This is a genomic window from Serratia sp. 2C06, assembly GCF_050037615.1.
Taxonomy (GTDB): domain Bacteria; phylum Pseudomonadota; class Gammaproteobacteria; order Enterobacterales; family Enterobacteriaceae; genus Serratia; species Serratia ureilytica.
Genome location: NZ_CP188299.1, coordinates 1373812 through 1387274, shown reverse-complemented (window position 1 = coordinate 1387274; position 13463 = coordinate 1373812). Strand labels below are relative to the sequence as shown.

The 13463-nt window shown below is 52.1% G+C and carries 11 protein-coding genes, 4 tRNA genes, 2 rRNA genes and 1 other RNA gene; 2 read left to right on the top strand and 16 right to left on the bottom strand.

Annotated features, from left to right (window positions below):
- Window positions 1-166: 166 nt before the first annotated feature.
- The 12 genes from rplL to ACP3TA_RS06965 form a co-directional block, all read right to left on the bottom strand.
- A complete protein-coding gene (rplL, locus tag ACP3TA_RS07020; protein ID WP_004929903.1) occupies window positions 167-532 on the bottom strand; it encodes a 50S ribosomal protein L7/L12 in 366 nt (121 codons plus the stop codon).
- Between the two features lie 63 nt (window positions 533-595).
- Window positions 596-1093 carry a 50S ribosomal protein L10 gene (gene rplJ / locus ACP3TA_RS07015; RefSeq protein WP_004929905.1) on the bottom strand — a complete coding sequence of 166 codons (498 nt, stop codon included), beginning with the start codon at window positions 1091-1093 and terminating at the stop codon, window positions 596-598.
- Window positions 1094-1431: 338 nt separating this feature from the next.
- Window positions 1432-2136, bottom strand: a complete 705-nt coding sequence (gene rplA, locus ACP3TA_RS07010; RefSeq protein WP_004929908.1) for a 50S ribosomal protein L1 — start codon at window positions 2134-2136, stop codon at window positions 1432-1434.
- A gap of 3 nt (window positions 2137-2139) precedes the next feature.
- Window positions 2140-2568 carry a 50S ribosomal protein L11 gene (gene rplK, locus ACP3TA_RS07005; RefSeq protein WP_015376316.1) on the bottom strand — a complete coding sequence of 143 codons (429 nt, stop codon included), beginning with the start codon at window positions 2566-2568 and terminating at the stop codon, window positions 2140-2142.
- 165 nt (window positions 2569-2733) lie between these two features.
- On the bottom strand, window positions 2734-3279 hold the full coding sequence (gene nusG / locus ACP3TA_RS07000; RefSeq protein WP_004929914.1) for a transcription termination/antitermination protein NusG: 546 nt from the start codon (window positions 3277-3279) through the stop codon (window positions 2734-2736).
- 1 nt (window position 3280) lies between these two features.
- Entirely contained in the window at window positions 3281-3664 is a 384-nt protein-coding gene (secE, locus tag ACP3TA_RS06995) for a preprotein translocase subunit SecE (RefSeq protein ID WP_004929916.1), read from the bottom strand.
- 259 nt (window positions 3665-3923) lie between these two features.
- The gene (gene tuf, locus ACP3TA_RS06990; protein WP_015376315.1) at window positions 3924-5108 is read right to left on the bottom strand and encodes an elongation factor Tu; all 1185 of its coding nucleotides are present in this window, start codon (window positions 5106-5108) and stop codon (window positions 3924-3926) included.
- 109 nt (window positions 5109-5217) lie between these two features.
- Window positions 5218-5293: transfer RNA gene (locus tag ACP3TA_RS06985), tRNA-Thr, on the bottom strand.
- Between the two features lie 6 nt (window positions 5294-5299).
- Window positions 5300-5374, bottom strand: a tRNA-Gly gene (locus ACP3TA_RS06980).
- A 37-nt stretch (window positions 5375-5411) separates the two neighbouring features.
- Window positions 5412-5527: non-coding RNA, RtT sRNA (locus ACP3TA_RS06975), on the bottom strand.
- Between the two features lie 46 nt (window positions 5528-5573).
- A tRNA-Tyr gene (locus tag ACP3TA_RS06970) sits at window positions 5574-5658 on the bottom strand.
- 25 nt (window positions 5659-5683) lie between these two features.
- Window positions 5684-5759 (bottom strand) — tRNA-Thr (locus ACP3TA_RS06965).
- 396 nt (window positions 5760-6155) lie between these two features.
- On the opposite strand from ACP3TA_RS06965, the gene ACP3TA_RS06960 reads away from it, so the two are divergent.
- Together ACP3TA_RS06960 and coaA are read left to right on the top strand one after the other, a co-directional pair.
- A complete protein-coding gene (locus ACP3TA_RS06960; protein ID WP_033644356.1) occupies window positions 6156-6704 on the top strand; it encodes a GNAT family N-acetyltransferase in 549 nt (182 codons plus the stop codon).
- Window positions 6705-6923: 219 nt separating this feature from the next.
- Complete coding sequence (coaA, locus tag ACP3TA_RS06955; protein ID WP_033644355.1) at window positions 6924-7874, top strand: type I pantothenate kinase; 951 nt, start codon at window positions 6924-6926, stop codon at window positions 7872-7874.
- Window positions 7875-7922: 48 nt separating this feature from the next.
- On the opposite strand, the gene birA is transcribed toward coaA, so the two are convergent.
- From birA to ACP3TA_RS06935, 4 genes are all read right to left on the bottom strand, one after another.
- The gene (birA, locus tag ACP3TA_RS06950; protein ID WP_033644354.1) at window positions 7923-8885 is read right to left on the bottom strand and encodes a bifunctional biotin--[acetyl-CoA-carboxylase] ligase/biotin operon repressor BirA; all 963 of its coding nucleotides are present in this window, start codon (window positions 8883-8885) and stop codon (window positions 7923-7925) included.
- A complete protein-coding gene (gene murB, locus ACP3TA_RS06945; protein ID WP_033644353.1) occupies window positions 8882-9919 on the bottom strand; it encodes a UDP-N-acetylmuramate dehydrogenase in 1038 nt (345 codons plus the stop codon). The genes birA and murB overlap by 4 nt, the downstream gene beginning before the upstream one ends.
- 377 nt (window positions 9920-10296) lie before the next feature.
- Window positions 10297-10412, bottom strand: a 5S ribosomal RNA gene (gene rrf, locus ACP3TA_RS06940).
- Between the two features lie 99 nt (window positions 10413-10511).
- Window positions 10512-13419: ribosomal RNA gene (locus ACP3TA_RS06935) — 23S ribosomal RNA — on the bottom strand.
- Between the last annotated feature and the right edge of the window lie 44 nt (window positions 13420-13463).

The following is a 13463-nucleotide window of genomic DNA, read 5'->3' as shown; positions in this document are numbered from 1 at the left end:
AAAGACCGCGGTATATTAAGTCGTCGATAGAAACAAACATTGGGAGGCGAAACCAGCAGCCAAACAGTGTGAAACGCTACTGGCGCCCTACAGCGCAAAAAGGCTGGTGACTAAAAAGTCACCAGCCATCAGCCTAAAAGACTAGGCTGCAACCGGAAGGGTTGGCTTATTTAACTTCAACTTCTGCGCCAGCTTCTTCCAGAGATTTTTTCAGAGCTTCTGCGTCATCTTTGCTCACGCCTTCTTTCAGAGCGGCTGGAGCAGATTCAACCAGGTCTTTAGCTTCTTTCAGACCCAGGCCGGTAGCGCCACGTACTGCTTTGATAACAGCAACTTTGTTAGCGCCTGCAGCTTTCAGGATAACGTCGAATTCAGTTTTCTCTTCAGCAGCTTCAGCTGGGCCAGCAGCTACAGCTACAGCAGCAGCAGCAGAAACGCCGAATTTTTCTTCCATAGCGGAAACCAGTTCAACAACGTCCATTACGGACATAGCGGCAACTGCTTCCAGGATTTGGTCTTTAGTGATAGACATAACAATTGTTCCTAAAATTCAGAAATAGTTTAAATACGTTAGCAAAGGCTAAGAAAGAGTGGCTTACGCCGCTTCTTTCTGATCGCGTACTGCAGCCAGAGTGCGAACCAGTTTGCCGGCAGCGGCTTCTTTCATGGTTGCCATCAGGCGTGCGATCGCTTCTTCGTAAGTTGGCAGCGTCGCCAGGCGGTCGATTTGCGCCGCTGGGATCAGCTCACCTTCAAAGGCCGCAGCTTTAACCTCGAATTTTGCATTCGCTTTCGCGAACTCTTTGAACAGACGAGCAGCAGCGCCCGGGTGTTCGTGAGAGAATGCAATCAAGGTTGGACCGACAAACGTGTCTTTCAGGCATTCGAATGGAGTGCCTTCAACTACGCGACGCATCAGGGTGTTGCGAACAACACGCATGTAAACGCCAGCTTCACGACCTGCTTTACGCAGTTCAGTCATTTTATCTACGGTAACGCCGCGGGAATCCGCAACAACCGCAGACAGCGCGCCTTTGGCTACTTCGCTGACTTCAGCAACAATCGCTTGTTTGTCTTGAAGATTTAATGCCATTAGCTTTTTGCTCCTGGATTAGCCGGGGAAAATCCCCCGGAACTCACTTCACTCGGCGCTTTGTAAAACGCCACGCCGAGCGGCTTAACACGGTGAGCAGAATCCAGCAAAGACATTCTTTTATAAAAAAGAAAAATTTTCTTAGGCTCTGTCACCGTCTACGCAGGAAGGATTAAGTATCTTGCGATACACCTGCGGTCTTGGACGGAGGCCTGGATAGGCCAGGCTCCAACCGAAAAATCTTTGTTTTGCCTACGGCATAGCCAATAGCAAAACCTTGGGGCATAAGATTCTAGACAAATCTCGGCCCCAAGTCAAAGCGATAATCGCAAGTGCGATTAGTTCGCTGCGGCAGACAGACCGCTTTGATCGATAGCAACGCCAGCACCCATGGTGGTGGAGAGGCTAACTTTCTTGATGTACATGCCTTTCGCCTGAGAAGGTTTTGCTTTTTTCAGCGCAACCAGCAGGGCTTCCAGGTTTTCTTTCAGTTTGTCTGCGTCGAAATCAACCTTACCGATAGTGGTATGGATGATGCCGTTTTTGTCGTTACGGTAGCGAACCTGACCTGCTTTAGCGTTTTTCACTGCTTCAGCAACGTTCGGAGTAACGGTACCCACTTTCGGGTTTGGCATCAGGCCGCGTGGACCCAGGATCTGGCCCAGTTGACCTACAACGCGCATTGCATCCGGGGAAGCAATAACAACGTCGAAGTTCATTTCGCCTTTCTTGATCTGCTCAGCCAGATCGTCCATACCTACCAGCTCTGCGCCGGCAGCTTTCGCTGCTTCAGCGTTAGCGCCTTGGGTAAATACGGCAACGCGAACGGAACGACCGGTGCCGTGTGGCAGAACGGTAGCGCCACGAACGTTTTGGTCAGATTTACGAGCGTCGATGCCGAGGTTAACGGCAACGTCAACGCTTTCTACGAATTTAGCGGTGGCCAGCTCTTTCAGCAGAGCAACAGCTTCAGTGATGTCATACTGTTTAGTAGCATCAACTTTGTCACGGATCACGCGCATGCGCTTGGTCAGCTTAGCCATCTCTTAATCCTCCACTACCAGGCCCATGGAACGAGCGGTACCTTCGATGGAGCGAGTCATCGCTTCAACGTCAGAACCAGTCATGTCCGCAGCTTTGGTTTCTGCGATTTCACGTACCTGAGCACGGGTCACTTTACCTACTTTGTCTTTGTTCGGCTTACCGGAACCAGACTTGATACCAGCCGCTTTTTTCAGCAGAACTGCTGCTGGCGGGGTTTTGGTAACGAAAGTGAAGGAGCGATCAGAATAAACGGTGATAACAACCGGAATCGGCAGACCTTTCTCAACGCTGTCAGTTTTAGCGTTGAATGCCTTACAGAATTCCATGATGTTAACGCCCTGCTGACCCAGAGCTGGACCCACTGGTGGGCTCGGGTTAGCCATACCAGCTGCAACTTGCAGCTTAACGTAGGCTTGTACTTTCTTAGCCATTTAAATTTCCTCGGTTTGGGTAGTATCGCCTCGTGAGAGGCTCCCCGTGTTTAACCTCGCCAGACAAACATCAGGCAAGGCATCTAAAAACAAAAGGCGCGAAATTGTAGTTCAATTTCGCGCCTTTGACAAGCGGCAACGGACCGCTTATTGCTGATTATTCGATCAGCCTTTTTCAACCTGGCTGAAGTCCAGTTCCACCGGCGTTGCACGGCCGAAGATGGAAACGGAAACTTTCAGGCGGCTCTTCTCGTAATCGACTTCTTCGACCACGCCGTTGAAATCGGCAAACGGGCCGTCGTTGACGCGCACCAGCTCGCCCGGTTCGAACAGCGTTTTCGGACGCGGTTTGTCACCGACCTGCTGCAGGCGGTTCATGATCGCATCAACTTCTTTATCGCTGATCGGCGCAGGACGGTCAGACGTACCGCCGATGAACCCCATGACACGCGGTACGCTGCGCACCAGGTGCCAGCTGGCGTCATTCATCACCATCTGCACCAGCACGTAGCCAGGGAAGAATTTACGCTCGCTCTTGCGACGCTGGCCACCACGGATTTCAACCACTTCTTCCGTAGGCACCATCACTTCGCCGAACAGCTCTTCCATATCGTGCAGTTTGATGTGTTCACGCAGCGATTGCGCTACGCGACCTTCAAAACCGGAAAACGCCTGAACGACGTACCAACGTTTTTTTGGAGCTTCAGACATTTTAGAACCTCAGGCCAGTAATAAACGACACCAGACGGACCAGAATACCATCCAGCCCCCACAGAATCAGTGACATCACGGCGGTTACCGCGGCAACGATCAACGTGGTGTGTAGCGTTTCCTGACGAGTTGGCCAAATCACTTTACGTACTTCGGTACGCGCTTCGCGGGCAAACGCAACGGTAGCTTTGCCTTTGGTGGTCATCAGAGCCACTGCACCTGCAACGGCGATGATCAGCACAACTGCCAGCGCGCGCAATGGCAGGCTTAAATCACGGTAGTAATAGTTACCGACAATAGCCACAACCAACAGAACGGCGACGATCAGCCACTTTGCCGCTTCCAGGCCGCGTCCGCTCCCTTGAGCCTCGGTATTCGCACTCATAAACCAACCTGTCACAATGATGATTCAGAACAAACAACTTTGCCTCGCATTGCGAGGCAAACCAAACCGATCGGATACCGCACTAGCGATATCCCGGTGTTTTACGCCATGACGTATTCAGTCAATACGGTTTAAGAGCCCATCTCACCAATGATTATGACTGCAAAATCGCTGATGAGATAGGTTCTAGTTCACAGCGTAGAAAAAGGGCATCAAATGATGCCCTTTTACCGCGTGTCGCGTCAAACTTTATCAGCGATTAAGCGATAACTTTAGCAACAACACCTGCGCCTACAGTACGGCCGCCTTCACGGATTGCGAAACGCAGACCGTCGTCCATCGCGATTGGGTGAATCAGGGTTACAACCATGTTCACGTTGTCGCCTGGCATTACCATCTCTACGCCTTCTGGCAGTTCGATGGTACCGGTCACGTCAGTAGTACGGAAGTAGAACTGTGGACGGTAGCCTTTGAAGAATGGCGTGTGACGACCACCTTCATCTTTGCTCAGGATGTACACTTCAGATTCGAACTGGGTGTGCGGCTTGATGGAGCCTGGTTTAGCCAGTACCTGACCACGTTCGATTTCTTCACGTTTGATACCACGCAGCAGAACACCTACGTTCTCACCAGCACGGCCTTCGTCCAGCAGTTTGCGGAACATTTCAACGCCAGTACAGGTAGACTTAACGGTGTCTTTGATACCAACGATTTCAACTTCTTCGCCAACTTTGATGATACCGCGCTCAACACGACCGGTAACAACGGTACCACGACCGGAGATGGAGAATACGTCTTCGATTGGCAGCAGGAACGGCTTGTCGATAGCACGCTCTGGCTCTGGGATGTAGCTGTCCAGCGCTTCGGCCAGTTCGATGATTTTCGCTTCCCACTCAGCTTCGCCTTCCAGCGCTTTCAGCGCGGAACCGCGGATCACTGGCAGGTCGTCGCCTGGGAAGTCGTACGCGGACAGCAGTTCGCGAACTTCCATTTCTACCAGTTCCAGCAGCTCTTCATCATCAACCATGTCGCATTTGTTCATGAATACGATGATGAAAGGAACGCCAACCTGACGACCCAGCAGGATGTGCTCACGGGTCTGAGGCATTGGGCCGTCAGTCGCAGCAACTACCAGGATCGCGCCGTCCATCTGAGCAGCACCGGTGATCATGTTTTTCACGTAGTCGGCGTGCCCTGGGCAGTCAACGTGCGCGTAGTGGCGAGTCGGGGTGTCATACTCAACGTGAGAGGTGTTGATGGTGATACCACGAGCTTTTTCTTCTGGTGCGTTATCGATCTGGTCGAAAGCACGTGCAGAACCGCCGTAGGTTTTAGCCAGAACGGTAGTGATCGCTGCAGTCAGGGTAGTTTTACCGTGGTCAACGTGGCCGATAGTACCGACGTTAACGTGCGGTTTTGTACGTTCAAACTTTTCTTTAGACATCGATTGTCCCTCTAAGACACGGATAAATCGGTGGTATCACCACATCAACCAAGCATTTGCTCGTTGAATCCAGAACAGAAAGAAAATCAGGGGGCGAGAAATTAAGAAGTGGTGCTGATAGGCAGATTCGAACTGCCGACCTCACCCTTACCAAGGGTGCGCTCTACCAACTGAGCTATATCAGCACATCTTGGAGCGGGCAGTGGGAATCGAACCCACATCATCAGCTTGGAAGGCTGAGGTAATAGCCATTATACGATGCCCGCATCCTGGAACTCGGCTACCTGATTTTTCTGTAGAATTTTGGGGATAGAGCAGGATTGTTCATCACTCGGCTCGTATCCTTCGGGCCGGCTGCGCCTCGCGCTGCACAACTCGAACCTTGCCGAAGGCTTTCGCCCTCTCCTCCCGCCATCAACCGTTGCGGTGTTTATCGCATCTCAGTTAATCGCCGAAGGCAAGATTTGGTGGTGGGGGAAGGATTCGAACCTTCGAAGTCTGTGACGGCAGATTTACAGTCTGCTCCCTTTGGCCGCTCGGGAACCCCACCAGATTTTAACTACTTGTGACTTGAATGGTGCCGGCTACCGGAATCGAACTGGTGACCTACTGATTACAAGTCAGTTGCTCTACCTACTGAGCTAAGCCGGCATCAAGTGCAGCGCATTCTAGGTAGAGCGGGCGACCTATGCAACAAAAAAATTGCTTTACGCGCACTTTCGCTCATAAATCAGTCAATTTTGCATGCTGTCATGCAATTCGCAGCCTGTGGCGTGCAAACATTCATCACTTGCGGCAATCATTCTCTACAATTTTATCCACTTTTTGCAAGCTTTGAACGCCCCTTTCTCCGTGTCGGGCTTCTCAAAACACGTAACCCACGACGGTAAACCGTGAGCGGGATCGATGCACCAAAAAGAGGATGGCTGCCCTGGTTCGTGGCGTGAACTACACTTATTCCTCGCCCTTTCGCCGTGGCTATGCCTTTCGTCGCTCTGGCGCAGTTATTGCTTATCTTCATTACCCCCATATCTGGAGGAATGACCGATGAAAATAGTGCCTATCAACGCCGCTACGCTCCCGATTTATCGCGATGAATTGGCTCGCCTGTTGACCGATGCGGTCACCCACGGCGCTTCAGTGGGCTACGACACCTTAATCCCGCATGAAGACGCCGAGAGTTACTTCCACAGCCTGCGTCCGGCCTTGGCCAAGGGTGAGCTGCTATTGTGGATTGCCCGCGACGAACGCGGCGTCGTTGGCACCGTTCAACTCGAGCTCTGCCAGAAACCGAATGGCCGTAATCGTGCGGAGGTAGTGAAACTGCTGGTTCATAGCCGCGCTCGTCGTAACGGCGTAGGCCTGGCGCTAATGAAGACGTTGGAGCAAGCGGCACTGCAACAGCAGCGCGGGCTACTGTATCTGGATACTCAGGCCGGTTCGGCGGCAGAAGCACTTTATCGCAGTCTGGGCTATCGCTGCCTGGGTGAAATGCCTGACTATGCGGCCGGACCCGATGGCTATTACCACTCAACCGTCATTTATTACAAACGTCTATTCACCGTGACCCCGTCTTCACGCGCTATCGCCAGCTAACCTTCAGGCGGTATCCTGACGCCATGATACCGCCTTGCAACCCCGCTTTATCAACTGCGCGCCGCTTCGCACAATTGACATAAACTGCTGCCTATCGACAACTTTTGCGAAAAAAGTCTACGCCAAAAACGAAGCTGTCTATAATATGCAGCTTGTTTATTCTCTGGAGTTGGCGTCCGGCGCCTTTCCCAACCTGCGTTAACAGGCAGAATTTGGCTTATGATAAAAAGAGATCAATCTTTAGCAACGCCTTACCTACAGTTCGATCGTACCCAGTGGGCTGCGTTGCGAGATTCGGTGCCGCTGACGTTGTCGGAAGAAGAGATCGTTAAACTGAAAGGGATTAACGAAGATCTCTCGTTGGAAGAAGTTGCGCAGATTTATCTGCCGCTGTCACGACTGTTGAACTTCTATATCAGTTCCAACCTGCGCCGGCAGGCGGTACTGGAACAATTCCTCGGCACCGACGGGCAAAAGATTCCCTATGTCATCGGCATCGCCGGCAGCGTAGCCGTCGGCAAGAGCACGACCGCACGTCTGTTGCAGGCGCTGCTGAGCCGCTGGCCGGAACACCGCAGCGTTGAGCTGATCACGACCGACGGCTTCTTGCATCCAAACAAGGTGCTGAACGAACGCGGTTTGATGAAGAAAAAAGGCTTCCCGCAGTCTTACGATATGCATAGCCTGGTGAAGTTCGTGTCGGAAGTGAAATCCGGCGCCAAACGTGTCATCGCCCCGGTTTATTCCCATTTGATCTATGACGTTGTGCCCGAAGGTAATAAAGTCATCGAACAGCCGGACATTCTTATCCTGGAAGGGCTTAACGTATTGCAAAGCGGTATGGATTATCCTCACGATCCGCATCGCGTATTCGTTTCCGACTTCGTCGACTTCTCTATATATGTCGATGCGCCGGAGACGCTATTGCAAAGCTGGTATATCAACCGTTTCCTGAAATTCCGTCAGGGCGCATTTTCCAATCCTGACTCTTATTTCCATAATTATTCAAAATTGCCGGAACCGGAGGCGATTAATATTGCCACGCAATTATGGAATGAAATCAATGGATTGAATTTGCAGCAGAACATACTGCCTACCCGCGAACGCGCGAGCCTGATTATGACCAAAAGCGCCAACCATGCCGTTGAAAGCGTGCGTTTAAGAAAATAAGCCTACCGAACGATCAAGGGGACGCTGCCGTCCCCTTGTCTTTTCTCACTATTCCGCACTGCGCAGCGATATCTCTCCGCCGATAAAGGGTTTGATTTCCCCTTCTTGTTCCAGCAGGAGTGCACCTTGCGCGTCGATACCCCGGGCGATACCCACAATCTGTCGCTCGCCAATCAGCAGTTTGACCGGTCTGTCGATAAAATTATCCAGCGTGCGCCAACGGCCAATGAATGGCGCCAGCCCATCTATCTCGAATTGTTTTAAGGACTGCCGCAATTCATTAAGCAGAGTGGCGGTCAGCTCATTACGATCGATGTTAATACCGGCTTCTTGCAGGTTGATCCAACCTTGGTTGATCCCACTCGCATTGGTATCCCGCATCGCCAAATTAATGCCGGCGCCGATGACCAACTGAGCCGCGTCGCCGGTTTTCCCCGTCAACTCGACCAAGATCCCTGCCAATTTACGATCGTTCAGGTAAAGATCGTTGGGCCATTTGACTCGCACATCTTTAGCGCCAAGACGCTGCAAGACCTCCGCCATCACCATGCCGATCACCAGGCTCAGCCCCATCGCCGCAGCCGGCCCCTGTTCCAATCGCCAAAACATCGACAGGTATAAATTGGCGCCAAACGGCGAAATCCACTGACGCCCACGACGACCGCGGCCGGCCAGTTGGTACTCAGCGATGCAGGCGTCGCCAGATTGCAGCGTTTCGATACGATCCAGCAAATATTGATTGGTAGAGTCTACGACCGGCAGCACGGTAACTCGCTTGTCGTCCAGCCCTCTAAGAATGCGTTCCGCCTCCAATAGCTGCATGGGAGCAGGCAAGCTGTATCCTTTCCCCGGTACAGTAAAGACATCCAGCCCCCACTCGCGAACGGTTTGAATATGCTTATTGATCGCGGCACGGCTCATGCCCAATGACTCACCGAGCTGTTCCCCGGAATGGAATTCACCGTCGGCCAATAGCGCGATCAGTTTTAACGGGACCTTGGTATCTCTCATGACAGCACCACCACAGCGTTCAATTCGCCAGTTGCGCCAATGAAACGCACCTCAGGTTCCAGCCATACGCCAAATTTATCGGCCACAGTCTTACGGACATGGCGCGCCAGAGCCACCACATCCTGACTATGCGCATTATCGATATTCACCAGCACCAGCGCCTGCTGGCGGTGTACGGCTGCGCCACCGATGCGATACCCCTTCAGTTCGCACTGATCGATCAGCCAGCCAGCGGCCAGCTTCACCTGACCATCCTGCTGCGGATAATGCGGCATGCCGGGATATTGTGTGATGAGTTCTGCGGCTTTCCCCGCGTTCACCAGCGGATTCTTGAAGAAACTGCCGGCATTACCGGTTTCGCGCGGGTCCGGCAGCTTGCTGCGGCGCATGGCACATACGGACTCGAATACCTGAAGTGGCGTCACCGTGGCGGGATCCAGCTTGGCCAGATCGCCATAGCTCAACTTGGGTTGCCACTGCTTGCTCAGACGCAGACCCAGCCCGACAATGGCATGCCCAGTTTGGAAGCGATGTTTGAAAATGCTTTCCCGATAGCCGAAACCACAATCGGCTGCCGGAATGCGATCGATGGCACCCGTAGAGAAGTCCAGCAGGTCGACATACTCACAGACATCTTTCAATTCGACGCCATAGGCACCGATATTCTGGATAGGCGCGGAGCCGGCCAGTCCAGGAATCAACGCCAGGTTCTCCAACCCGCAGATCCCGGCCTGCAGCGTATATTGCACCAGATCGTGCCAATTCTCACCGGCGCTGACATGGAGATACCAGGCATCGTTATCTTCTCGAACATCGATGCCCTTCAGTTGGTTAACCATGACCGTACCCGAAAAGTCTTCCAGGAACAGTACGTTGCTACCTTCACCGAGAATCAGCAGCGGCTCCTGACGCTTGCGCGTTTGTTGCCAGACTTTGAGCATCAACTCAATTCTATCGGCGATGACCAGGTGCGCTGCGTTGACCGGGAGCGCAAAAGTATTGTGGTTTTTTAAAGACGCGCTTTCAGTAGACATAACGTTCAGTACCCATGCGGAAATAATCTTTTGCTTAGTCTACTCGATTCGAAGCGTCTGGTTAATATTTGTTTTAATTAACGTGAAATTTATCGAGTAATGCACTGAAGAATTAGGATTTATCTTTGATATAACAGGATAATTCTTATCAACATGTTCATAAATAGGCATTTTTATTATTTAAATAATAATCTTAATCTATCAATTATATATTGAGCTGGTTATTCTCCTGCTCAAAAGCATTATACGTGCTTATGTAAATAAGCAACGTCCGCTGAAATAGGTATTTTTCTAAGCAATAGATACGATCAGGGGATTTATTTTACGCACAGCAAAAAGCCCTGAACGTCAGTTCAGGGCTTTCGGCTTTGTTTGATGCCTGGCAGTGTCCTACTCTCGCATGGGGAGACCCCACACTACCATCGGCGCTACGGCGTTTCACTTCTGAGTTCGGCATGGGGTCAGGTGGGACCACCGCGCTATTGCCGCCAGGCAAATTCTGTTTCATTCCAACCGCCTCACTTCCGTGAAGCCATCAGAACCAATCTTGGAACGTCGCTGAAAATCTCTCTAAAAACACCTTCGGTGTTGTAAGGTTAAGCCTCACGGATCATTAGTACTGGTTAGCTCAATGCATCGCTGCACTTACACACCCAGCCTATCAACGTCTTAGTCTTAAACGTTCCTTCAGGGGCCTTAAAGGCCCAGGGAAGACTCATCTTGAGGCAAGTTTCGCGCTTAGATGCTTTCAGCGCTTATCTTTTCCGCACTTAGCTACCGGGCAATGCCATTGGCATGACAACCCGAACACCAGTGGTGCGTTCACTCCGGTCCTCTCGTACTAGGAGCAACCCCTCTCAATCTTCCAACGCCCACGGCAGATAGGGACCGAACTGTCTCACGACGTTCTAAACCCAGCTCGCGTACCACTTTAAATGGCGAACAGCCATACCCTTGGGACCTACTTCAGCCCCAGGATGTGATGAGCCGACATCGAGGTGCCAAACACCGCCGTCGATATGAACTCTTGGGCGGTATCAGCCTGTTATCCCCGGAGTACCTTTTATCCGTTGAGCGATGGCCCTTCCATTCAGAACCACCGGATCACTAAGACCTACTTTCGTACCTGCTCGAGCCGTCACTCTCGCAGTCAAGCTAGCTTATGCCTTTGCACTAACCTCACGATGTCCGACCGTGATTAGCTAACCTTCGTGCTCCTCCGTTACTCTTTGGGAGGAGACCGCCCCAGTCAAACTACCCACCAGACACTGTCCTCACCCCGGATCACGGGGCCGAGTTAGAACATCAAACATTAAAGGGTGGTATTTCAAGGATGGCTCCACGCAGACTGGCGTCCACGCTTCAAAGCCTCCCACCTATCCTACACATCAAGGCTCAATGTTCAGTGTCAAGCTATAGTAAAGGTTCACGGGGTCTTTCCGTCTTGCCGCGGGTACACTGCATCTTCACAGCGAGTTCAATTTCACTGAGTCTCGGGTGGAGACAGCCTGGCCATCATTACGCCATTCGTGCAGGTCGGAACTTACCCGACAAGGAATTTCGCTACCTTAGGACCGTTATAGTTACGGCCGCCGTTTACTGGGGCTTCGATCAAGAGCTTCGCCTTGCGGCTGACCCCATCAATTAACCTTCCAGCACCGGGCAGGCGTCACACCGTATACGTCCACTTTCGTGTTTGCACAGTGCTGTGTTTTTATTAAACAGTTGCAGCCAGCTGGTATCTTCGACTGGCTTCAGCTCCATCCGCGAGGGACTTCACCTACATGCCAGCGTGCCTTCTCCCGAAGTTACGGCACCATTTTGCCTAGTTCCTTCACCCGAGTTCTCTCAAGCGCCTTGGTATTCTCTACCTGACCACCTGTGTCGGTTTGGGGTACGATTTAATGTTACCTGGAGCTTAGAGGATTTTCCTGGAAGCAGGGCATCAACTACTTCTGCACCGTAGTGCATCGTCATCACGCCTCAGGGTTAGTATGCAACCGGATTTACCAGGTCACACCCCCTACACGCTTAAACCGGGACAACCGTCGCCCGGCTAGCCTAGCCTTCTCCGTCCCCCCTTCGCAGTAACACCAAGTACAGGAATATTAACCTGTTTCCCATCGACTACGCTTTTCAGCCTCGCCTTAGGGGTCGACTCACCCTGCCCCGATTAACGTTGGACAGGAACCCTTGGTCTTCCGGCGAGCGGGCTTTTCACCCGCTTTATCGTTACTTATGTCAGCATTCGCACTTCTGATACCTCCAGCAACCCTCACAGGCCACCTTCAACGGCTTACAGAACGCTCCCCTACCCAACAACGCCTAAGCGTCGCTGCCGCAGCTTCGGTGCATGGTTTAGCCCCGTTACATCTTCCGCGCAGGCCGACTCGACCAGTGAGCTATTACGCTTTCTTTAAATGATGGCTGCTTCTAAGCCAACATCCTGGCTGTCTATGCCTTCCCACATCGTTTCCCACTTAACCATGACTTTGGGACCTTAGCTGGCGGTCTGGGTTGTTTCCCTCTTCACGACGGACGTTAGCACCCGCCGTGTGTCTCCCGTGATAACATTCTTCGGTATTCGGAGTTTGCATCGGTTTGGTAAGCCGGGATGGCCCCCTAGCCGAAACAGTGCTCTACCCCCGAAGATGAGTTCACGAGGCGCTACCTAAATAGCTTTCGGGGAGAACCAGCTATCTCCCGGTTTGATTGGCCTTTCACCCCCAGCCACAAGTCATCCGCTAATTTTTCAACATTAGTCGGTTCGGTCCTCCAGTTAGTGTTACCCAACCTTCAACCTGCCCATGGCTAGATCACCGGGTTTCGGGTCTATACCTTGCAACTAATCGCCCAATTAAGACTCGGTTTCCCTACGGCTCCCCTATACGGTTAACCTTGCTACAAAATATAAGTCGCTGACCCATTATACAAAAGGTACGCAGTCACACCACGAAGGTGCTCCCACTGCTTGTACGTACACGGTTTCAGGTTCTATTTCACTCCCCTCGCCGGGGTTCTTTTCGCCTTTCCCTCACGGTACTGGTTCACTATCGGTCAGTCAGGAGTATTTAGCCTTGGAGGATGGTCCCCCCATATTCAGACAGGATGTCACGTGTCCCGCCCTACTCATCGAACTCACGACCTGTGCATTTTAGTGTACGGGGCTATCACCCTTTGCTGCGCGACTTTCCAGACGCTTCCACTAACACACAAGCCGATTCAGGTTCTGGGCTCCTCCCCGTTCGCTCGCCGCTACTGGGGGAATCTCGGTTGATTTCTTTTCCTCGGGGTACTTAGATGTTTCAGTTCCCCCGGTTCGCCTCATGCCACTATGTATTCATGACATGATAGTGTGTCGAAACACACTGGGTTTCCCCATTCGGGTATCGCCGGTTATAACGGTTCATATCACCTTACCGACGCTTTTCGCAGATTAGCACGCCCTTCATCGCCTCTGACTGCCTAGGCATCCACCGTGTACGCTTAGTCACTTAACCTCACAACCCGAAGATGTTTCCATCGTTCGCGCTGCAAACATTTG

Bases quoted from the DNA above. Each gene is read 5' to 3' on its own strand.
- rplL (WP_004929903.1), bottom strand. From the start codon at position 532: ATGTCTATCACTAAAGACCAAATCCTGGAAGCAGTTGCCGCTATGTCC.
- rplJ (WP_004929905.1), bottom strand. From the start codon at position 1,093: ATGGCATTAAATCTTCAAGACAAACAAGCGATTGTTGCTGAAGTCAGC.
- rplA (WP_004929908.1), bottom strand. From the start codon at position 2,136: ATGGCTAAGCTGACCAAGCGCATGCGCGTGATCCGTGACAAAGTTGAT.
- rplK (WP_015376316.1), bottom strand. From the start codon at position 2,568: ATGGCTAAGAAAGTACAAGCCTACGTTAAGCTGCAAGTTGCAGCTGGT.
- nusG (WP_004929914.1), bottom strand. From the start codon at position 3,279: ATGTCTGAAGCTCCAAAAAAACGTTGGTACGTCGTTCAGGCGTTTTCC.
- secE (WP_004929916.1), bottom strand. From the start codon at position 3,664: ATGAGTGCGAATACCGAGGCTCAAGGGAGCGGACGCGGCCTGGAAGCG.
- tuf (WP_015376315.1), bottom strand. From the start codon at position 5,108: ATGTCTAAAGAAAAGTTTGAACGTACAAAACCGCACGTTAACGTCGGT.
- ACP3TA_RS06960 (WP_033644356.1), top strand. From the start codon at position 6,156: ATGAAAATAGTGCCTATCAACGCCGCTACGCTCCCGATTTATCGCGAT.
- coaA (WP_033644355.1), top strand. From the start codon at position 6,924: ATGATAAAAAGAGATCAATCTTTAGCAACGCCTTACCTACAGTTCGAT.
- birA (WP_033644354.1), bottom strand. From the start codon at position 8,885: ATGAGAGATACCAAGGTCCCGTTAAAACTGATCGCGCTATTGGCCGAC.
- murB (WP_033644353.1), bottom strand. From the start codon at position 9,919: ATGTCTACTGAAAGCGCGTCTTTAAAAAACCACAATACTTTTGCGCTC.